The 20,301-nt window shown below is 72.7% G+C and carries 20 protein-coding genes and 1 pseudogene; 13 read left to right on the top strand and 8 right to left on the bottom strand.

Annotated elements, in window-relative coordinates:
- Positions 1-214 precede the first annotated feature (214 nt).
- The 6 genes from ACFYO5_RS01815 to ACFYO5_RS01790 all read left to right on the top strand — a co-directional run bounded on the left by ACFYO5_RS01815 (position 215) and on the right by ACFYO5_RS01790 (position 5,672).
- Entirely contained in the window at positions 215-970 is a 756-nt protein-coding gene (locus ACFYO5_RS01815) for a metallophosphoesterase (protein ID WP_388704688.1), read from the top strand.
- A gap of 151 nt (positions 971-1,121) precedes the next feature.
- Positions 1,122-1,562 (top strand): SRPBCC family protein, encoded by a 441-nt coding sequence (locus ACFYO5_RS01810; protein ID WP_388703024.1) that lies wholly within the window; start codon positions 1,122-1,124, stop codon positions 1,560-1,562.
- A 229-nt stretch (positions 1,563-1,791) separates the two neighbouring features.
- A complete protein-coding gene (locus ACFYO5_RS01805; protein WP_388703022.1) occupies positions 1,792-2,952 on the top strand; it encodes an ArsA family ATPase in 1,161 nt (386 codons plus the stop codon).
- 57 nt (positions 2,953-3,009) lie between these two features.
- Positions 3,010-3,513, top strand: coding sequence for a DUF5304 domain-containing protein (locus ACFYO5_RS01800; RefSeq protein ID WP_356559001.1), 504 nt, complete (start codon positions 3,010-3,012; stop codon positions 3,511-3,513).
- 99 nt (positions 3,514-3,612) lie between these two features.
- Positions 3,613-4,566 carry an ROK family glucokinase gene (locus ACFYO5_RS01795; protein WP_388703018.1) on the top strand — a complete coding sequence of 318 codons (954 nt, stop codon included), beginning with the start codon at positions 3,613-3,615 and terminating at the stop codon, positions 4,564-4,566.
- A gap of 350 nt (positions 4,567-4,916) precedes the next feature.
- Positions 4,917-5,672: an endonuclease/exonuclease/phosphatase family protein gene (locus ACFYO5_RS01790; protein ID WP_388703016.1), complete on the top strand. Its 756-nt coding sequence runs from the start codon at positions 4,917-4,919 to the stop codon at positions 5,670-5,672.
- A 183-nt stretch (positions 5,673-5,855) separates the two neighbouring features.
- On the opposite strand, the gene ACFYO5_RS01785 is transcribed toward ACFYO5_RS01790, so the two are convergent.
- The gene (locus ACFYO5_RS01785) at positions 5,856-6,488 is read right to left on the bottom strand and encodes a hypothetical protein (RefSeq protein ID WP_388703014.1); all 633 of its coding nucleotides are present in this window, start codon (positions 6,486-6,488) and stop codon (positions 5,856-5,858) included.
- Complete coding sequence (locus tag ACFYO5_RS01780; protein WP_388703011.1) at positions 6,481-7,260, bottom strand: alpha/beta hydrolase; 780 nt, start codon at positions 7,258-7,260, stop codon at positions 6,481-6,483. The genes ACFYO5_RS01785 and ACFYO5_RS01780 overlap by 8 nt, the downstream gene beginning before the upstream one ends.
- 159 nt (positions 7,261-7,419) lie before the next feature.
- Here ACFYO5_RS01780 and ACFYO5_RS01775 point away from each other — a divergent pair, with 159 nt between their 5' ends.
- The 4 genes and pseudogenes from ACFYO5_RS01775 to ACFYO5_RS01760 all read left to right on the top strand — a co-directional run.
- The gene (locus tag ACFYO5_RS01775) at positions 7,420-8,190 is read left to right on the top strand and encodes a lysophospholipid acyltransferase family protein (protein ID WP_356558991.1); all 771 of its coding nucleotides are present in this window, start codon (positions 7,420-7,422) and stop codon (positions 8,188-8,190) included.
- 31 nt (positions 8,191-8,221) lie between these two features.
- Positions 8,222-9,448 (top strand): MacS family sensor histidine kinase, encoded by a 1,227-nt coding sequence (gene macS, locus ACFYO5_RS01770; protein ID WP_388703008.1) that lies wholly within the window; start codon positions 8,222-8,224, stop codon positions 9,446-9,448.
- Positions 9,445-10,122 (top strand): response regulator transcription factor, encoded by a 678-nt coding sequence (locus tag ACFYO5_RS01765; RefSeq protein WP_356558987.1) that lies wholly within the window; start codon positions 9,445-9,447, stop codon positions 10,120-10,122. Before macS ends, ACFYO5_RS01765 begins: the two co-directional genes overlap by 4 nt.
- Before the next feature lie 7 nt (positions 10,123-10,129).
- Positions 10,130-10,433: pseudogene (locus tag ACFYO5_RS01760) on the top strand (2-hydroxyacid dehydrogenase); the annotation flags it as partial.
- Here the strand turns inward: ACFYO5_RS01760 and ACFYO5_RS01755 are convergent.
- Together ACFYO5_RS01755 and ACFYO5_RS01750 are read right to left on the bottom strand one after the other, a co-directional pair.
- Complete coding sequence (locus tag ACFYO5_RS01755; protein ID WP_388703005.1) at positions 10,385-12,274, bottom strand: anthranilate synthase family protein; 1,890 nt, start codon at positions 12,272-12,274, stop codon at positions 10,385-10,387. The pseudogene ACFYO5_RS01760 and the gene ACFYO5_RS01755 overlap by 49 nt on opposite strands.
- A gap of 107 nt (positions 12,275-12,381) precedes the next feature.
- Positions 12,382-12,438, bottom strand: a complete 57-nt coding sequence (locus ACFYO5_RS01750; RefSeq protein ID WP_078912442.1) for a trp operon leader peptide — start codon at positions 12,436-12,438, stop codon at positions 12,382-12,384.
- 96 nt (positions 12,439-12,534) lie between these two features.
- Here ACFYO5_RS01750 and ACFYO5_RS01745 point away from each other — a divergent pair, with 96 nt between their 5' ends.
- Positions 12,535-13,887 carry a class II 3-deoxy-7-phosphoheptulonate synthase gene (locus ACFYO5_RS01745; RefSeq protein ID WP_356558983.1) on the top strand — a complete coding sequence of 451 codons (1,353 nt, stop codon included), beginning with the start codon at positions 12,535-12,537 and terminating at the stop codon, positions 13,885-13,887.
- Positions 13,888-14,048: 161 nt separating this feature from the next.
- Positions 14,049-14,273 carry a bacterioferritin-associated ferredoxin gene (locus tag ACFYO5_RS01740; protein ID WP_388703002.1) on the top strand — a complete coding sequence of 75 codons (225 nt, stop codon included), beginning with the start codon at positions 14,049-14,051 and terminating at the stop codon, positions 14,271-14,273.
- A gap of 116 nt (positions 14,274-14,389) precedes the next feature.
- On the opposite strand, the gene bfr is transcribed toward ACFYO5_RS01740, so the two are convergent.
- On the bottom strand, positions 14,390-14,869 hold the full coding sequence (bfr, locus tag ACFYO5_RS01735; RefSeq protein ID WP_356558979.1) for a bacterioferritin: 480 nt from the start codon (positions 14,867-14,869) through the stop codon (positions 14,390-14,392).
- A gap of 174 nt (positions 14,870-15,043) precedes the next feature.
- On the opposite strand from bfr, the gene ACFYO5_RS01730 reads away from it, so the two are divergent.
- Positions 15,044-15,676, top strand: coding sequence for a sulfite oxidase-like oxidoreductase (locus ACFYO5_RS01730; protein WP_388702997.1), 633 nt, complete (start codon positions 15,044-15,046; stop codon positions 15,674-15,676).
- 163 nt (positions 15,677-15,839) lie between these two features.
- On the opposite strand, the gene ACFYO5_RS01725 is transcribed toward ACFYO5_RS01730, so the two are convergent.
- The 3 genes from ACFYO5_RS01725 to ACFYO5_RS01715 all read right to left on the bottom strand — a co-directional run bounded on the left by ACFYO5_RS01725 (position 15,840) and on the right by ACFYO5_RS01715 (position 20,299).
- Positions 15,840-16,718 carry a deoxyribonuclease IV gene (locus ACFYO5_RS01725; protein ID WP_356558975.1) on the bottom strand — a complete coding sequence of 293 codons (879 nt, stop codon included), beginning with the start codon at positions 16,716-16,718 and terminating at the stop codon, positions 15,840-15,842.
- 122 nt (positions 16,719-16,840) lie between these two features.
- Positions 16,841-18,778, bottom strand: a complete 1,938-nt coding sequence (pknB, locus tag ACFYO5_RS01720) for a Stk1 family PASTA domain-containing Ser/Thr kinase (protein WP_388702994.1) — start codon at positions 18,776-18,778, stop codon at positions 16,841-16,843.
- A gap of 726 nt (positions 18,779-19,504) precedes the next feature.
- Complete coding sequence (locus tag ACFYO5_RS01715; RefSeq protein WP_356558971.1) at positions 19,505-20,299, bottom strand: thiazole synthase; 795 nt, start codon at positions 20,297-20,299, stop codon at positions 19,505-19,507.
- Between the last annotated feature and the right edge of the window lie 2 nt (positions 20,300-20,301).

Genomic DNA, 20,301 nt, shown 5'->3' with positions numbered 1-20,301 from the left:
GTTACCCGCCGGTATGGCTTCTTCGACAGGGGGTCCCGGCGAGATGTTCGCTGCGTCACACAGAATTGGTGGCGCAGTCCGTACGGTAGTCCACCCGCTAATTGACTGGCCAGTAACCGCAGGGTCCACCGCCACTGTTCACCTATGCCGCACACGCCTACCCTTGATCGACATGGCCTCCACACCGTCCGGAAACCACCGCACACGTATCCACGTGGTCAGTGACGTGCACGGCAACGCACGCGATCTGGCCCGTGCCGGCGAGGGCGCGGACGCGCTGGTCTGCCTAGGCGACCTCGTCCTCTTCCTCGACTACGCCGACCACTCCCGCGGCATCTTCCCCGACCTGTTCGGCGTGGACAACGCCCACCGCATCGTCGAACTGCGCACGGCCCGCCGCTTCGCCGAGGCGCGTGAACTGGGCGCCCGGCTGTGGGGCGGCGTCGGCGGGGACCGGGCGGCGGTGATCGAGCAGGCCGTCCGCAAGCAGTACGCCGAGATGTTCGCCGCGTTCCCGACGCCGACGTACGCCACCTACGGCAATGTCGACATGCCGACACTGTGGCCGGAGTACGCCGGTCCCGGCACCACCGTGCTCGACGGGGAGCGCGTGGAGATCGGCGGCCGGGTCTTCGGCTTCGTCGGTGGCGGCCTGCGCACCCCGATGCGCACCCCCTACGAGATCAGCGACGAGGAGTACGCCGCGAAGATCGAGGCCGTCGGCGAGGTCGACGTCCTGTGCACACACATCCCGCCCGAGGTGCCGGAACTCGTCTACGACACCGTCGCCCGCCGCTTCGAACGCGGCAGCCGGGCGCTGCTGGACGCCATCCGCCGCACCCGGCCCCGCTACTCCCTCTTCGGCCACGTCCACCAGCCGCTGGCCCGGCGGATGCGCATCGGGGCGACCGAATGCGTCAACGTCGGGCACTTCGCCGGCACCGGCAGGCCGTGGGCGCTCCAGTGGTGAGCGCCGGCGTCCGGCACGGCGCGGGGCGCGGGCCCCTATGGGGTGAAGGCGGCTGGTCGGGCGCGCGGTAGCCTTCACGCTGCACACACGTGCGCACGCTCGCGCACGGGGGATCCCTCCCTACCGGCCCGCATCTGGAGGAGCCACCGCGATGGCGGAATACACCAGCTCGAGCATCACGATCGAGGCGGCACCGGCCGACGTCATGGCGGTCATCGCCGACTTCGCCCGCTACCCGGACTGGACCGGCGAGGTCAAGGAGGCGGAGGTCCTGGCGACCGACGCCGCGGGGCGGGCCGAGCAGGTGCGACTGGTCATGGACGCGGGTGCGATCAAGGACGACCAGACCCTGGCGTACACCTGGACGGGTGAGAACGAGGTGTCCTGGACGCTGGTCAAGTCCCAGATGCTGCGCTCGCTGGACGGTTCGTACCTGCTGAAGCCCGCCGGGGCGGGCGCGACCGAGGTCACCTACCAGCTGACGGTCGACGTCAAGATCCCCATGCTGGGCATGATCAAGCGCAAGGCGGAGAAGGTCATCATCGACCGGGCGCTGGCGGGCCTGAAGAAGCGGGTCGAGTCGGGCCGGTAGCCGGTCACCCGGCGTCGGTGCGCGCCTCGCCCGAGGGCTGCCGCCCCCGGGCCCCGCTCCGGCCCGGACGGGCCTCGCCGCCGACCGCCGCACCGGGCCCGACGCCCTCGCCGCCGACCGCCGCATCGGGCCGGACGGTTGCATCGGGCCGGACGGTCGCAACGGGCCGGGAGCCGTCCGACCGTCGGCCGCCGGGGCTCAACACCGACTTCCGTTACGGTTCACCCTCATGCGCACCCTCCTGATCACCGGCCCCGGCGGTAGTGGCCGTACGACCGTCGCCGCGGCCACCGCACTGGCGGCGGCCCGCGAGGGCGTGAAGACCCTCGTGCTCAGCGCCGACCGCACCGACACCCTGGGCACCGCCCTCGGCGCGGCCACGGGGGCGGTGCCGGTGCAGGCGGGCCCCGACCTCACCGCCTGGCGCCCCGACGCCACCGCCGGTTTCCGGGACGACCTCACCGCCTTCCAGGACCGCGCCTCCACCGTCCTGGACCTGCTCGGCGCCGCCCGCCTCGACCCGGAGGAGGTCACCCCGCTGCCCGGCGCGGAGGAACTGACCCTGCTCCGCGCCCTGCGCGACGCCGCCCTCGCCGAGAGCCACGACCTCCTCGTCGTCGACCTGCCGCCCGCCCCGCAGGCCCTCGCCCTGCTCGCCCTCCCGGAGGAACTGCGGCGCTACCTGCGCCGGCTGCTCCCCCCGGAGCGGCAGGCCGCCCGAGCCCTGCGCCCTCTCCTCGGCCGCCTGGCCGGCGTCCCCATGCCCGCGGAGTGGCTGTACGAGACGACCGCCCGCTGGGACGTGGAACTGGCCGCCGTCGAGGCCGTCCTCGCCGACCGCCGGACCACCGTACGACTGGTGGCCGAGCCGGGACCGGCCGGCGCCGACGCCGTCCGTGACGCCCGCCTCGGTCTGGCCCTGCGCGGCCTGCCCGTCGAGGCGCTCCTCGCCAACCGGGTGCTGCCCGAGGGGCCCGGCGGCGACCGGCTCGCCGGGCTCCACGCCCAGCAGCAGAAGACCCTGGCGGAGTGGACCGACGCGCGGACCGTCGCCCACCTGGGCCGCGACCCCCGTGGCGCCGACGACCTCGGCGCGCTCGCCGTACCGGGCGTCAACCCGGCGGCATCCCCGGTCGAGTGGCCCGTCGAGGACCGGACCGGCGCGGACGGCGTCCTGGTGTGGCACCTCCCGCTGCCCGGCGCCATACGCGACGAGCTGGACCTGGTCCGCCGCGGCGACGAACTCGTCGTCACCGCCGGGCCGTTCCGCCGGATCGTCCCGCTGCCCTCCGTCCTGCGCCGCTGCACCGTGGAGGGTGCCGCCCTGCGCGACGGCGAGCTGCGCGTGCGGTTCGCGCCGGATCCCGCGCTGTGGCCGCGCACGCCATGAAGGACGTTCCGCCGTTCGGGTAACGTCGTAGGGACGAACCGTAGTCAGGAGCCCGTCATGAGCGAAGAGATTCCCCCGTCGGACACCGGTGAGCACCGCACCGGCGACGAGGCGCCTCCCGCCACCGACGCCGACGCCTGGGCCACCGCCTGCGCCGAGGACCTGGCGGAGGAGAAGGCCCGCCGCCGCACGGAGCACGGCGCCCCGCCGGGATCGGCCGCCGAGGAACTGCGCAGGCTCGTCGACACCGTCGCCGACAAGCTCGCCGGCCTCCAGTCCCCCCTGCTCGGCGCGGTCGCCGGACCCGCCGCCCAGCAGGTGGTGCGCCAGGTCGTCCAGCAGGCCAAGGCCGCCGTGGAGCCGGTCATCGAGCGCAACCCCGACGTCTTCGACCACCTGGCCGCCGCGGGCGGCGAACTGCTCGCCGCCTACCGCTCCGCCGTCCAGCAGCAGGAGCGGCGCTGGACGGCCCGCACCGCCGATCCGCGCGAGGATCCCCCGGCGGACCCCCGCGACGACGACGGGGGCACCGGCCCCGGCCAGCGCATCGACCTCGACTGAGGGGTCCCTCCCGCACCCCGGTCAGCGCTCGCGCGGTGGCGGCGCCGCCCCCTCGGGTACGGTTGGCCGTAGCGGGGCTCGACCGAAACTGAGGGATTCATGGGACTCACCATCGGCGTCGACATCGGCGGCACGAAGATCGCGGCCGGCGTGGTCGACGAGGAAGGCAACATCCTCTCGACCCACAAGGTGCCGACCCCGGGCACGCCCGAGGGCATCGTGGACGCCATCGCCTCCGCGGTGGAGGGGGCACGCGCCGGCCACGAGATCGTCGGCGTGGGCATCGGCGCCGCCGGATACGTCAACCGCCAGCGCTCGACGGTCTACTTCGCGCCCAACATCGACTGGCGCAACGAGCCGCTCAAGGAGAAGGTCGAAGCCCGCGTCGGCCTGCCGGTCGTCGTGGAGAACGACGCCAACGCCGCGGCCTGGGGCGAGTACAGGTTCGGCGCCGGCAAGGGCCATCGCAACGTCATCTGCATCACCCTGGGCACCGGCCTCGGCGGCGGCATCATCATCGGCAACAAGCTGCGCCGCGGGCACTTCGGCGTGGCCGCCGAGTTCGGCCACATCCGCATGGTCCCGGACGGGCTGCTGTGCGGCTGCGGCTCGCAGGGCTGCTGGGAGCAGTACGCCTCCGGCCGCGCCCTCGTGCGGTACGCCAAGCAGCGTGCCAACGCCACCCCGGAGAACGCCGAGATCCTGCTCGGCCTCGGCGACGGCAGCCCCGACGGCATCGAGGGCAAGCACATCTCCATGGCCGCCCGCCAGGGCGACCCGGTCGCCGTCGACTCCTACCGCGAGCTGGCCCGCTGGGCCGGTGCCGGCCTCGCCGACCTCGCCTCCCTCTTCGACCCGTCCGCCTTCATCGTCGGCGGCGGCCTCTCCGACGAGGGCGAGCTGGTCCTCGACCCGATCCGCAGGTCGTACAAGCGGTGGCTGGTCGGCGGCAACTGGCGCCCGGTGGCGGACGTGATCGCCGCCCGGCTGGGCAACAAGGCGGGGCTGGTGGGCGCGGCCGACCTGGCCCGCGAGCCCGACCCGATCATGTGACGGTCGCCTTCGCCGACGCAGGGACGTTCCCCGCACCCCTCCGGGGGCGCGGGGAACCGTGCGTGTGGCACCCGTGACGCGTGCGTCGCCGCGGTCGGAGAGCGCGCCGTGGAGCAGTGGAGCAGGTGGCGTGCGCCGCGCGCGTCGTCGCCGGCGACCGTGGTGGTGTCCCGCGGACGTCCACGGCGTCGGGGCGTTCCCGGCCGAGACCGCCGCCCCGTTCGACGCCCCACCGGCGGGCGCCGACGGGTGCGTGGAGGTGGACGGCGACCTCGAGTGGGCGCCTCGCCGTCGTGACCGCGGGCGCGAAGTCGGCGGCCCTCCGGGCGATCAGCACGTATCGTGACGGCATGGTGACGCTCCCGCCGCTCCCCGAGCCCCGTACGGAACCCGACGGCTCCGCCGTGATCCGCGTCCTCAGCTACAACGTCCGCTCGATGCGGGACGACACCGCCGCCCTGGCCCGGGTGATCACCGCCTGCGCACCCGACCTGGTCCTGGTCCAGGAGGCCCCCCGCTTCTTCCGCTGGCGCAAGAAGCTCGCCCGGCTCGCGGCCGCCTCCGGGCAGGTCGTGCTCACCGGCGGCGGTACGGCCGCGGGCCCTGCCGTCCTCTGCTCGCTGCGGGCGACCGTCGAGCGTACCGAGGACGTACTCCTGCCCCTCGTCCCCGGACACCACCGACGGGGCTTCGCCACCGCGGTCGTCCGGTTCGGGGGCGCCCGCCTCGGCGTCCTCAGCTGCCATCTCAGCCTGGACGGGGCCGAGCGGTACGAACAGGCCGGGGCGCTCCTCGACCGGCTCGCCGGGCTGGGCGTGGAGCACGCGATCGCGGGCGGCGACCTCAACGAGCGCCCCGGCGGACGGACCTTCACCCGCCTGACCGCCACACTCCAGGACTGCCGTACGACGACGCCGTGGGGCGGCGACAACACCTTCCCGCCCGCCGCCCCGGACCGCCGCATCGACGCCATCCTCGCGACGAAGGGCGTCGAGGTCCTGGGGTGCGGGGTGCCGCTCGGCCTCCCCGGCGTCACGGACATGGACCTGAGGACCGCCACGGACCACCTGCCCGTCCTGGCGGCCCTGCGGGTGCCCGCGGTCTGAGCCCCCGACCGCCGGACGAAGTCCGGGGCGGCGCCCCGGATGGTGAGGCCCTCCGAGGCGGGACGGCGCGAAAGGTGACGCGGCCCTCGTGGCGCGGCGCCGGGCGGCGCGAGGGAAGAAGCGGCCCTCGTGCCGCGGGCGCACGGCGCCGGGCGGCGCTCAGACCACCGCGCCGGGCGGCGCTCAGACCACCGCGCCGCGCCCTGGATCGTCGTCGTCCTCGTCGTCCGGGTCCATGCGCATCACCAGGGTGGCGAACCCGCCGAGGAAGCCACCGACGCAGATGGTCGTCAGCCACCACGTCATGTCCCAGCCGAGCAGGATCGCCAGCAGGAGCAGGATCGGGCCGCCGGTCACCCCGAGCCAGGCGAACTTGGCCGTGGTGTCGGCGTCGGGCAGCGGTGGCGGCTCGGGCGGCACGAAGTGGCCCTCGTCCTCCGCGTCGAGGTCCGTCTCGGCGGGCTCGGCCGGCGCGTGGTCGCGCGGCCCGACACCGGGGGCGAAGGAGACCGAACTGCCCAGCGGCTTGGCCGGCTTCTTCTCCTCACCGGGCTCGTCCGGGACGCCGACGCCCGCCGGTGTGCCGGACGCCGGGTTCTCGTCGTTGGTCTCCACTTCCAGGAGCGCCAGGTCCTCGACCGACTTGAACGGCTTGGCGCCCGGCGGGTCCACCGGCTCGTCGCCGTACCCCGCGACGATCGCCGCCCACGCGGCGTCCTCGTCGAAGGGCACGCTCTGCTCCGGCTCGTGGTCGCGGCCGTCCTCGCGGTCCTCGCGGTCTTCGCGGTCCTCGCGGTCGGAGTCGTGCTCAGCCACCTGCGGTCGTCCCTTCCTTGCCGACACTGGGTGCGAGCCGGCCGATGAACGCGAGAGTCTCCGCGAAGATCCGGTCCGCGTCGTGGTCCAACGTCGCGACGTGGTAGCTCTGTTCCAGCAGGACCTCGGTCACGTCCGTCGACGACACCCGGCTCAGGATCCGGGCCGCGTCGGCGGCCGGCACCACATGGTCCCGCACACTGCGCAGAAGCAGCAGCGGCTGGGTGACCTGCGGCAGTTCTCCGTCGACCCGTCGCAGGAAGGCCCGCAGGGAGTGCGCCGCGTGCAGCGGCACCCGGTCGTACCCGGTTTCCAGGGCCCCCTCCTCGGCGATGTCGCTGACGATCCCCCTCGTCGTGCGCACGAGATGACGGACCACCGGGAGCGTGCGCGCGGACAGGCCGTGCACCTTGTTCGCCGGATTGACGACCACGACACCCTCGACCGCGTCGCCGTGCCGCGCGGCGAGCCGCAGGGCCAGGGCGCCGCCCATCGAGAGCCCGGCCACGAACACCCGCGCGCACCGCTCGCGCAGCACGCGCAACTCGCGGTCCACCTCCGCGTACCAGTCGGGCCAGCCGGTGAGCGCCATGTCCTCCCAGCGCGTGCCGTGGCCCGGCAGCAGGGGCAGCGAGACGGTCAGGCCGTGCCCGGCCAGATACCGCGCCCAGGGGCGCAGCGACTGCGGGGAGCCGGTGAAGCCGTGACAGAGGAGGATCCCGACCTCCCCGCCGTCGTGGCGGTACGGCTCGGCTCCAGGGAGGACCGGCACCTTCGGTCTCCTGTCTTCGTCGTTCTCGAGGGGACGGACGTGGTGTTCACCGTACGCGACCGCACTGACACCGACCAGGGTCGTCGGAGCCTTTGGCCACCACTCCGGGTTAAGGTCTGAGCGACACTTACGGGAGGCACTCGGTTGTTGTACGGCGCGATGAAGGTTTCCGTCGGGGGGCCGCTGAAGATGATCTTCAGGCCCTGGGTGGAGGGCCTGGAGAACGTGCCCGCCGAGGGCCCCGCGATCCTGGCGAGCAACCACCTCTCCTTCTCGGACTCGTTCTTCCTTCCCGCGGTGCTCGACCGCAAGGTCACGTTCATCGCGAAGGCCGAGTACTTCACCACGCCCGGTGTGAAGGGCCGGCTGACGGCGGCCTTCTTCAAAGGTGTCGGCCAGCTCCCGGTGGATCGTTCCGGCGCCCGCGGCGCGGGTGAGGCGGCGATCAGGAGCGGCATGGACGTGCTGGAGCGCGGCGAGCTGTTCGGGATCTACCCGGAGGGCACCCGCTCGCCGGACGGCCGGCTCTACCGCGGCAAACCGGGCGGCCTGGCGCGCGTGGCGCTCGCCACCGGCGCCCCGGTCATCCCGGTCGCGATGATCGACACGGAGAAGATCCAGCCGCCCGGCCAGGTGATGCCGAAGATCATGCGGCCCGGCATCCGCATCGGCAGGCCACTGGACTTCAGCCGCTACCAGGGCATGGAACACGACCGTTTCGTGCTCCGCGCGGTGACCGACGAGGTCATGTACGAGATCATGAAGCTCTCCGGCCAGGAGTACGTCGACATCTACGCGACGGCCGCCAAGCGGCGGATCGCGGAGGCGGCGAAGGCCGACAGGGAAGCGGAGAAGGCCGCGAAGGCGGCCCTCGCACAGGCCGAGAAGGACCAGGCGAAGAAGGAGAAGTCCGAGAGGACCGAGCCCTAGACGACGGTCGGGCTCACGGGGGGTGGGGGAAGTGCCGAAGCGCGAGAGAGTCATGAGGATGTCGGTCGAGCTGCCGCTGTGGCGTGCGCTCACCGCCTACCGGGTGCTGACCATGCTGTACGCGGTCGGCCTGTTCGCCGCCGCCTACGACGACTACGACAGGCCGGGCATCGCCGTCGCCTACTTCGCCGTCCTGTGCGGCTGGACACTCGCCACCCTGCCCCTCGTGCAGAACGCGACGGCGTGCACCAAGCGCTTCCTCACCGCCGACCTCCTCGTCGCGCTCACCGGCATCGTGCTGACCCCGCTCGTCGTCAACGACCGGCACATCCTGGAGAGCGGTCCCACCCTGCCGTCGATATGGACGGCGGGCTCGGTCCTGGCGTTCGCCATCAAGGGCGGCTGGCGCTGGGCCGCGTTCGCCTCCACGCCGGTCGCCGTCGCCAACCTGATCGAGCGCGGACACCCGACCCGCGACACCGTCCACAACGTCATCCTGGTCTGGGTCGCCTCCATCGCCATCGGCTACGTCGTCGAGGTCGCCCGCGCCTCCGAGCGCACCCTGGCCCGCGCGCTGGAGATCGAGGCCGCGACCCGCGAGCGGGAGCGGCTCGCCCGCGACATCCACGACAGCGTGCTCCAGGTGCTCGCGATGGTGCAGCGACGCGGCGCGGTCATCGGCGGTGAGGCGGCCGAGCTGGGCCGGATGGCCGGCGAGCAGGAGGTCGCCCTGCGCACCCTCGTCTCCGCCGGCCTCGTCCCGGTCTCCAGGGTGTCGCGGGACGCCGCCGCGGGAGCGTTGGTCGTCGCGGTGGACGAAGGCGACGACGAGACGGACGGCCCGGTCGATCTGCGCGCGCTGCTCGCCCCCTTCGCCGCCGCCCGGGTCAGTCTCGCCGAGCCCGGCGCCCCGGTGCTGCTGGCGCCGGCCGCCGCGCGGGAACTGGCCGCGGCCGTCGGCGCCGCGCTGGACAACGTGCGCGAGCACGCCGGGGAGCGGGCGCGGGCGTGGATCCTGGTGGAGGACGAGCCCGACGCGGTGATCGTGACCGTACGGGACGACGGGCCGGGGATCGCGGAGGGCCGGCTGGCGCAGGCGGCGGGCGAGGGGCGGCTCGGGGTCGCCCAGTCGATCCGGGGCCGGCTGCGTGACCTGGGCGGCGGGGCCGAGCTGGTGTCGACGCCGGGGCAGGGCACCGAGGTCGAACTGACGGTACCGAAACAGCAGGTCGAGCGGGGGAAGGCAGGTACGCGATGAGCAGCGAACAGGGCCCGATCAAGGTGATGGTGGTCGACGACCACCCCATGTGGCGCGAGGCCGTCGCCCGTGACCTCGCCGAGTCCGGCTTCACCGTGGTCGCCACCGCGGGCGACGGCGAGCAGGCCGTCCGCCGCGCCCGGGCCACCTCGCCCGACGTCCTCGTCCTGGACCTCAACCTGCCGGCCAAGCCGGGCGTCCAGGTCTGCAAGGAGGTCGTCGCCGCCGATCCGGCGCTGCGCGTCCTGGTGCTCTCCGCGAGCGGCGAGCACGCCGACGTGCTGGAAGCGGTGAAGTCGGGGGCGACCGGCTATCTGCTGAAGTCGGCGTCCACGGAGGAACTGCTGGACGCGGTGCGCCGTACCGCCGTCGGCGACCCGGTGTTCACGCCTGGCCTGGCCGGGCTGGTGCTGGGCGAGTACCGGCGGCTGGCGTCCGACCCCGGCCCGGGCTCCGGCCCCGACGAACCGGACGCGCCCCGGCTCACCGACCGCGAGACCGAGGTGCTGCGCCTGGTCGCCAAGGGGCTGAGCTACAAGCAGATCGCCGAACGCCTCGTGATCTCGCACCGCACGGTCCAGAACCACGTGCAGAACACCCTCGGCAAGCTCCAGCTGCACAACCGGGTGGAGCTGGTCAGGTACGCGATAGAGCGCGGCCTCGACGACGAGTGACACCGTCGCCCGGCGGGGCCCCGTCGACCCCGCGGCCCTCGTCGCCGCACTGCGCGAGGGCCGCTTCACGGGCGTCGGACCGGACGTCCACGAGGCGCGAGGCGGGCCCGTTCCTCCTCGACGAGTCCCTGGCCGCCGTCTCGTACGACACCCTGGCCCGCCTGGTCGCCTTCCCCGACGGCCGGGACACCTCGCACCAGGCGTCCCGCACCGAGGAGGCCGCCGGCCGAACCGTCCGGGCCACGGTGGGCAACGTCCTGGACTACCGCGCGGGCCGTCGCTCGGAGAACGTGCCGGTGCCCCGCAGCTGACCCATCAGCTCCCGCACGATCGCCGCCCCGTCCAGCGTGAGCACCGACTCCGGATGGAACTGCACACCGGCGAACCCGGGTCCGCGCAGCGCGTGCACCTCCCCGTTCGCCGCCCGGCTCACCTCCACCCCGCGCGCGGTCAGTTCCCGCCGGGCGTCGTCGTCGCACCGCGCCACGAAGCTGTTGTAGAACCCGACGGTCTCCTCCCGCCCGAACAGCTCCACCCGCGTCTGCGCCCCCTGGTACGGCACCTCCTTCCGTACGATGTCCAGCCCCAGCTCCGCCGCGATCAGCTCGTGCCCGAGGCACACGCCCAGCACCCCGTGCCGGTGGTCCCGCAGGACCCGCGCGGTCAGCTCCCGCAGGAACCGCATCTTGGGGTCGGACAGGTCCGACGGGTCGCCCGGCCCCGGGCCCAGCACGACCGGGCCCTCGTGCGCGAGCGCCGCCGCCCGCAACCCCGGCTCGTCGTAGCGCCGGACGGTGACCTCCAGCCCGGACGAGCGCAGGACGTGCGCGAGCATGGCCGTGAAGGTGTCCTCGCCGTCCACCACCAGGGCGTGCCCGGTCAGCTCCCGGGACCGCTCCTGCATCCGCAGCCAGAACGGCGCCAGCGACGCCCGGCGTCCGTCCAGCGCCGCCCGCACCCGGGGATCGTCGGCCAGCCGGGCCCGCGCCCGCGGGCTCCGCGGCCTTCCCGGCCGTACGCCCAGGGCGGTCAGCACGCCCGCCGCCTTCGCGTGCGTCTCCGCGACCTCGCCCGCGGGGTCCGAACCGCGCACCAGTGTCGCCCCGACCGGCACCCGCAGCCGGCCGGCCGCGTCGATGTCGGCGGTGCGGATGAGGATGGGGGAGTCCAGGGTCTGGGCCCCGCCGGAGTCCCGCCCGATCAGCGCCAGCGCGGCCCCGTAGTAGCCGCGTCCGCCGACCTCGTGGCGCTCGATGACCCGGCAGGCGTTCTGCACCGGCGAACCCGTGACGGTCGCCGCGAACATCGTCTCCTTCAACACGTCCCGCACGTCCATCGAGGACTTCCCGCGCAACTCGTACTCGGTGTGCGCGAGATGCGCCATCTCCTTCAGCCGCGGCCCGACCACCACGCCGCCCATGTCACCGACGGTGCACATCATCTTCAGTTCCTCGTCGACGACCATCGACAGCTCCTCGATCTCCTTGCCGTCGGCGAGGAAGTCCAGCAGGCGCTCGGACGTCGGCCCCTCGGCGGGGTAGCGGTACGTCCCGCTGATCGGGTTCATCACGACCGTGCCGCCCGACATCCGCACGTGCACCTCGGGACTGGCGCCCACCAGCGTGCGGTCCCCGGTGTGCACGACGAACGTCCAGTACGCGCCCCGCTCACCCTCCAGCAGCCGCCGGAACAGCGCGAGGGCGTCGGCCCTGCCGAACCCCGGGAGCGTGCCCTCGTACGTCCGCCGGATGACGAAGTTCGCGCCCTCGCCCCGCCCGATCTCGTCCCGCAGCACCCGCCCGACGATCTCCGCGTACGCCTCGTCGCCGACGTCGAAGCCGCCGCCCTCGACCCGCACCTCGTGCGCGGGGAGCTGCTCCAGCGCCTCGGCGAGCGGGATCTCGTACCGCTCCTCGGGGATCAGCACCGACAGCGGCGTGCCGTCGTCACGGACGTCGAAGCCGCGCTCCCTGATCTGACGGAAGGGCACCAGCGCGAGACCCTCGTCGGGCAGGTCGATGAGCCGCTTGCGCACGGCGACCGGGCCGAGGAGCAGCTCGACGGTGGCGCCGTCCTCGGTGGCGCGGCCCGGCGTGCGGCGGCGCAGCAGGGCGAACGGGCGGGAATCGGCCAGCAGGTCGAGCAGATGCATGGGAACCGTGTCCTTCTCGGCAGGGAGAGTCGAGAGGGACGGCCGGGCCCGGAAACGCCGAAGGCCGCCCCCTCGGGCGGCCTTCGCGAAGTGTTGCGTACGCGCAGTCAGTGGGCCGCCGGATGAGCGGTCCACCACCAGTTCTGGGTCGAAAGCGCGAACATGCGACGCACCCTACCCCACGCGCAGCCGAGCGCCCCGGCGTCTCACCTGTCGAGCCGCACGAAAATCACTCGACATGACCCCGTAATGTTGGATGCGTGACCGTGAACGCGAAGACCAGCGCGAGCGCTGGCAACACCTGGCGAGACCTGCCCGCGGCGCAGCAGCCCGAGTACCCCGACACCGAGGCTCTGCGCGCAGTGATCGCGGACCTTGAGTCGTATCCGCCGCTCGTCTTCGCGGGCGAGTGCGACCAGCTGCGCGCCCGGTTGGCGGCCGTCGCCAAGGGAGAGGCGTTCCTGCTCCAGGGCGGCGACTGCGCCGAGGCCTTCGACGCGGTGTCGGCCGACCAGATCCGCAACAAGCTCAAGACCCTCCTCCAGATGGGCGCGGTCCTCACGTACGCGGCCTCGGTGCCGGTCGTGAAGGTGGGCCGGATCGCGGGCCAGTACTCCAAGCCGCGCTCCAAGAACACCGAGACCCGCGACGGCGTGACGCTGCCGACCTACCGCGGCGACTCGGTCAACGGCTTCGACTTCAACGAGGCGGCCCGCATCCCGGACCCCGAGCGCCTGAAGCGGATGTACCACGCGTCCGCCTCCACGCTGAACCTCGTGCGTGCCTTCACCACCGGCGGCTACGCCGACCTGCGCCAGGTCCACGCCTGGAACCAGGACTTCGTGAGGTCGTCCCCGTCCGGGCAGCGCTACGAGCAGCTGGCCCGCGAGATCGACCAGGCGCTCAACTTCATGCACGCCTGCGGGACGGACCCGGAGGAGTTCAAGACGGTCGAGTTCTACTCCTCCCACGAGGCGCTGCTGCTGGACTACGAGTCGGCGCTGACCCGGGTCGACTCCCGCACGGGTCGCCTGTACGACGTCTCGGCGCACATGGTGTGGATCGGCGAGCGCACCCGCCAGCTGGACCACGCGCACATCGAGTTCGCCTCGAAGATCCGCAACCCGGTCGGGATCAAGCTCGGCCCGACGACGACGGCCGAGGAGGCGCTGGAGTACGTCGAGCGTCTCGACCCGGACCGTGAGCCGGGCCGGCTGACCTTCATCGTCCGCATGGGCGCCGACAAGGTCCGCGACAAGCTGCCCGAGCTGGTGGAGAAGGTCACCGCGTCCGGCGCGACCGTCGCCTGGATCACCGACCCGATGCACGGCAACACCTACGAGGCGGCCTCCGGCCACAAGACCCGCCGCTTCGACGACGTGCTCGACGAGGTCAAGGGCTTCTTCGAGGTCCACAAGGGTCTGGGCACCCACCCGGGCGGCATTCACGTCGAGCTGACCGGGGACGACGTCACCGAGTGCGTGGGCGGCGGCGACGAGATCTTCGTCGACGACCTCCACCAGCGCTACGAGACCGCCTGCGACCCCCGGCTGAACCGCAGCCAGTCGCTGGACCTGGCGTTCCTCGTCGCCGAGATGTACCGGGACCAGTAGACGGGCCGGTGACGTAGTGGGCCGGTGGCGGGTTCGCCCGTTACCGGACCGGACGTGGGGCGCGGATCACATACGATCCGCGCCCCACCGCACTTTTGTGGCCTCCGGGCGCCGGGTAAGGTTAGGTTAGCCTTATCGATCTCGGCGGGAGGTGAATCCGCGTGTACGTCTGCAGCTGCTTCGGGGTGACAGAAGCGCAGGTCCAGCAGCATGCGGACGACGGTGCCTGCACGCCCCGCCAGATCGCCTCCGCCTGCAAGGCCGGCACCGACTGCGGCTCGTGCGTCCGTCGTATCCAGGCGATCCTCGGCCGTGGCGCCTTCCCGCGCCGTGACGTGGCCGACCAGGCCCGGCCGGTCCTCACCGCACTCGACGAAGCCGCCTGAACCCGCGGAAGGCCGTGCCGCCGGGCCGGCTCGGACCGCCTGAACCGGCGGAACCCCGTTCGGCCGGACCGGCTCAGGCCGCCTGCACCGACGCGATCCCGTTCCGCCGGACCGGCTCAGCTCTCCGGCTGCTCGATCAGCTGCGCGAGGTACAACGCCTCGCCGAGCTTCTCCACCAGGTCCAGCTGGGTGTCGAGGTAGTCGATGTGGTGTTCCTCGTCCGCGAGGATCGACTCGAAGATGTTCGCCGACGTGACGTCGCCCTTCTCGCGCATCACCTTGATCCCGCGCTTGAGGCGGTCGATCGCCTCCACCTCGACCTGCCGGTCGGCCTCGAACATCTCCTTGACCGTCTGGCCCACGCGCACATGGAACAGCCGCTGGTAGTTCGGCAGGCCGTCGAGGAACAGGATGCGGTCGGTCAGGACCTCCGCGTGCTTCATCTCGTCGAACGACTCGTGCCGCGTGTACTTCGCGAGCTTCGTCCAGCCGAAGTTCTCCTGCATCTTCGCGTGCAGGAAGTACTGGTTGATCGCGGTCAGCTCACCGGTCAGCTGCTCGTTGAGGAACTCGAGGACCTCGGGGTCGCCCTGCATCGCAGAGGCTCCTTCCACACGGGGGAACGGGAGAGTGCCGCCGCATGATTTCACCGGCGCCGAAGATCGTCCAGTAAGTGCGTACTTAGTAAGTTAGTCCATGCTTAGTGGCACTTGCCCGATTCTGGACATGGCTGGTCATTCGCACCGGCCGGGGTCTGTCAGGATGGAGACATGGGTCATCCGGTGGAGCGGGAATCAGGAGAAGCGGCAGCGTCCGAGCTTCCCCCGGGACAGCGACTTCAGCGGGGCTGGCCCGTCACACACTACGGCCCGGTGCCCAAGTTCCGGCCCGAACGCTGGGAGTTCAGGGTCTTCGGGGCCACCGCCGACGGTGACAAGCGGTGCTGGAACCACGAGGACTTCACGGCCCTTCCGTACACCACCGTACTGGCCGATCTGCACTGCGTGACGAAATTCAGCATGCTCGGCGCCGAGTGGGGCGGTGTCCCGGCCCGGACCATCCTGGAGGCCGTGCCGCCCGCGGCCGATGTCACCCATGTGATGGTGTGGGCGGAGTACGGCTTCAGCTCCAACCTGCGGCTGTCGGACTTCGCCGCCGAGCACACCCTCTTCGCCACCCACAAGGACGGCGAACTGCTCACCGCCGAGCACGGCTTCCCGGTGCGCCTGGTCGTGCCGCACCTCTACGCCTGGAAGGGCCCCAAGTGGGTCCGCGGCGTGGAGTACATGACCGCCGACCGCCGCGGCTTCTGGGAGGAGCGCGGCTACCACAACATCGGCGACCCCTGGCAGGAACAGCGCTACTCGTACCAGGAGGAACCCGGGGACGGCCCCGAGCTGTGATCCCGGTGCTCTCGGCGAGAGCCGGTGAGCCTGTGTGCCGTGCGCGTCGTGCCGCATCGACGCCCCCGAGGCCGGACCGGTTGCGGACCGGTTGCTGTCCCGGACGGGAAGCGGATGCCCCGCGGGGCCGCTCGGCCCGATCGGGGAACCCCGACCGGGCGGATCAGCCGTCCCGGAGTTTCCTCAACCGCTGCATGTCCGCCACGTTCCCCTCCTTCCCGCCGGGCGTCTCGATGATCAGCGGTACGCCGGCGGTCGCCGGGTGCGTCATCAGCGCGCGGAACGGCTCCTCGCCGATGTGGCCGGCGCCGATGTTCTCGTGCCGGTCCTTGTGGGCGCCCGCCACGTCCTTGGAGTCATTGGCGTGGATCAGCTTCAGCCGGCCCTCGCCGACCGTGTCCACCAGCAGGTCGAGGGTCTGGTGCATGCCCGTCGGGCCGGTCAGGTCGTGCCCGGCCGCGAAGACGTGGCAGGTGTCCAGACAGACGCCGAGCCTCGGATGGGCGTCCAGCGCCTCGAAGTACGGCCCGAAGTCCCAGGTCCGGGAGCAGAGCGAGGCGCCCTGACCGGCCGTGGACTCCAGCAGCAGGAACGGGTCGTCGTCATGGGTCAACTCGTCCAGCAGCGGCAGCAGGTACTCCCTCACCTGCTTCAGCGCCACGGACCGTTCCCGCCCGCCCGTCGCGCTCCCGGTGTGCACGACCACGCCCAGCGCGCCGATCTCGCGCCCCCGGCGCAGCGAGTGCCGCAGCGACTCCACCGACCTCTCCGCCGTCGCCTCGGTGTGCGAGCCGAAGTTGATCAGATACGGCGCGTGTACGTACGCCGGGATCGACTCGGCCGCGCAGGCCTCCCGGAACGCCGCGTCCTGCGCCGGGTTGCCCGCCGGGGTGGCCCAGCCGCGCGGGTTGGCGACGAACACCTGGACGGTCTCCGCCTCGATGTCACGGGCGTAGGACAGGCCCACGGAATGCAGACCGCCGGCCACGGGGACATGGCTGCCGACGGGGTTGCGGGAGGGGAGGGGGCGCTGAGGACTCACCCGTTCAGGGTGTCATGCCGCCCGGACCGCCAGGTCACCGGAGGCGCCGTCGCCGATGGCGGGCGGCGATGTGCCGGTCACCGGACGGCACCCTCGCCGACGACGGGGCGGTGCCGTCGGCGCTACCGGATGGTGATCTTGATCGTCGATCCCTTGGGGGCCGTGTCGCCGCCGTCCACGGACTGGCTCTTGACCGTGTCGCCGAACAGACCCAGCAGGCCGCGGTCCTCCTCCACCTCGAAGCCCGCCTCCTCCAGTTCGTCCTTGGCGTCGTCGACGCTCGCGCCCACCACGTCCGGCACCTCGACCATCTGCGGCCCCTTGGACAGCGTCAGCGTCACCGTGTCGCCGTCGGCGGCCTGCTTGTCCGCGCCCGGCGACTGGGCGGCGACCTGGCCCTTGTCGAACTCGGAGGTGACCTCCTCGGCCGAGACCTTCACCACCAGGCCGGCCTCCTCCAGCTCGGCTCGCGCGTCGTCCAGGTCCTGGCCGGTGACGTCCGGGACGTCGATCGGGTCGCCCTTGCTGACGACGAGGGAGACCGCGGAGCCCGCCCGCCGCTCCGTGCCGGCCTGCGGGCTGCTGCTGATCACGAAGCCCTTGCCGACGTCCTCGCTGAACGCCTCGGTGACCAGTCCGGGCTCCAGCCCGTCGGACTTCAGCAGCTCCTTGGCCCTGTCCAGCCGGGAGCCCTGCACATCCGGCACCTTCACGGTCTCCGGGCCGTCGGAGATCGTGAGGGTCACCGAGTCGTTGTCGCGGATACGCGCGCCCGGCTCCGGGTCGGTGCTGATGACCGTGCCCCGCTTCACCGTGTCGCTGTAGGCGTGCTTCACCTCGCCGACGTCCAGACCGGCCGCCTCCAGCCGGTCCCTGGCCTGCGCCTCGGTGCGCGTCAGAACCGCCGGGACCTTCGTGAACTGGCCGGAGTTGATGTACCAGACGCCCGCTCCGACACCGAGCACCAGCAGGACGGCGGCGACGATCGCGACGAGCCCGCGGCGGGGCCGCACCGGGCGGCGCCGGGGCGGCAGCGGGGGCTCCGCCGCGAACCGGGACGTCCGGTTCATCGGGTCGCCGTCGCGGACGTCGTGGTCCTCGTCGACCGGCAGGAGACGCGGGATCGTGAGCGAGCGCGGGATCACGCTGGTGCGGTCCTCCGCGATGTCGCGGTCCGCGGCAAGGGCCTGCGGCGGCAGCGCGTCCAGCTGCGTCTCGTCGAGCGCGCCGCGCGCCTCGCGGACCCGCGCGAGCAGGGCCACGGCGTCCGCCGGGCGGACGTCCGGGGTGCGGGCGGTCGCCGAGGCGACCAGCTCGTCCAGGGCGAGCGCCATGCCGGGGACGGCGGCCGAGGGCGGCGGAACGTCCTCGTGAAGGTGCTTGTAGAGCACCACGGCGGGGGTGTCGCCGTCGTGCGGTTTGTCGCCGGTGAGCATCTCGTAGAGCACGACCCCGCACGCGTACACGTCCACGCGCGCGTCGGTGGTGCCCTGCTCCATCTGCTCGGGCGCCAGGTAGGCGACGGTGCCGAGGACGGCTCCCGTGGTGCTGGTCACGGTGTCCACGGAGCGGACGAGGCCGAAGTCGGCGACCTTGACCCGGCCGTCGTCCCCTATCAGCACGTTCTCCGGCTTCATGTCGCGGTGCACGAAACCGGCCCGGTGCGCGGCGCCCAGCGCGGCGAGGACCGGCTCCAGGATGTCCAGCGCGGCCCGGGGCTGGAGCGCGCCGCGCTCGCGCAGCACGTCACGCAGGGTGCAGCCGGCGACGTACTCCATGGCGAGATAGACGTACGACCCGTCGGTCCCCTGGTCGAAGACCTGGACGACGTTCGGGTGGGCCAGCCGGGCCACGGACTTCGCCTCGCGGATGAAGCGCTCGACGAAGGAGACGTCGGCCGCGAGGGCCGGGTGCATCACCTTGAGCGCGAGCACTCGGTCGAGGCGGGTGTCCACGGCCCGGTAGACCGTGGCCATCCCGCCGACCGCGATCCGCGCGTCCACGCGATAACGCCCGTCGAGCACCTGCCCGACCAGAGGGTCCTGAAGGGTCGTGTCCACGCAGGCGAGTGTACGAGCCCGCACCGACACCCCTCACCGCTCACACCGGTATCGCAGCGCGACTGAAGCGGACCTGTGACGAGCGACACCGCCGACCGACACGGCAACCCCACCCAGCCGCTCCGACCGTCCCGGCCATCGCCCGCGCCCAGCACCTCCGACCGTCCCGGTCAGTGCCCCCACCTAGCAGCTCCGATCGACCGGTCGTTGCCCGCGCCCAGCAGTTCCGACCGTCCCGGCCATCGCCCGCGCCCAGCACCTCCGACCGTCCCGGTCAGTGCCCCCACCTAGCAGCTCCGACCGACCGGCCATCGCCCGCGCCCAGCAGCTCCGACCGGCCGGTCATTACCCGCGCCTCGCTGCGTCCGGGCGGCGACCAGACGAGCCCGCGTTCTCCGGGCGTCCGGGCGACGACCGGACGACGCCCGTGCCGTTCGGAGCGCCGCCGACGGTGTTCCCGGCCGCCCGGCATCTCCTGCGCCCCTCCGGGCCTTCACCGCGGCCCTCCCGGCCGGCGCTCGCCCAGCCGTCGCGGGACCCGGGCGGTCGGCCGCCGGCGGCGCTGAGCCCGCGCGGGCGAGGCTCACCTCTTGGCCGACTGTCACGGGCGGCGCGCGGGTGGGGTGGCGGTGCGGGACTGCGGCACCGGATCACCTGGCGGGGGCGTCGGGAAAGCGCCGTATCCCGCCCGGCAGCCGCCCGCCGCCCGCCGGGCAGCCGCCGTCCTCAGAACGCCGGGCGTTCCGGATCCAGGGCGGCGCGGCCATCCGTGGGCGACGACGCCTCCGCGAAGCGACGGCGGGGAATCCGGCCCGCGAGCCGCGCCCACCTCCCCGCCTCCACAGCCCCCCGCATCGCCCGAGCCATCAGCACCGGCTCCTGCGCCCGCGTCACCGCCGACGCCAGCATCACCCCCGCACACCCCAGCTCCATCGCCAGCGCCACATCCGACGCCGTACCGGCCCCCGCGTCCAGGATCACCGGCACACGCGCGTGCTCGACGATCAGCTCGAAGTTGTGGGGGTTGCGGATCCCCAGCCCCGACCCGATCGGCGACCCCAGCGGCATCACCGCCGCGCACCCGACGTCCTCCAGCTTCCGCGCCAGCACCGGGTCGTCGTTGGTGTACGGCAGCACCGTGAACCCGTCGTCGACCAGCGTCTCCGCCGCGTCCAGCAGTTCGATCGGATCGGGCAGCAGCGTCCGCTCGTCGGCGATGACCTCCAGCTTGACCAGATCGGTCCCCAGCGCCTCCCGCGCCAGCCGTGCCGTCAGCACCGCCTCCCCGGCCGTGAAGCATCCCGCCGTGTTGGGCAGGACCCGGATGCCGAGCCGTTCGAGCACCGACAGCACGGACCCGTGCACCGAGGGGTTCACCCGCCGCATCGCGACGGTCGTCAGCTCGGTCCCGGACGCCACCAGCGCCCGCTCCAGCGTCTCCAGGCTGGGCGCACCGCCCGTACCCATGATCAGACGGGACGCGTACGCCGTACCGCCGAGGAGGAAGGGGTCGTCGGCCATGG

Origin of the sequence: Streptomyces sp. NPDC006259 (genome assembly GCF_042870975.1) — a bacterium.
Classification (GTDB): Bacteria; Actinomycetota; Actinomycetes; order Streptomycetales; family Streptomycetaceae; genus Streptomyces.
Note: the sequence above shows the minus strand (reverse complement) of the source record. Positions and strands in the feature narration are given on the sequence as shown.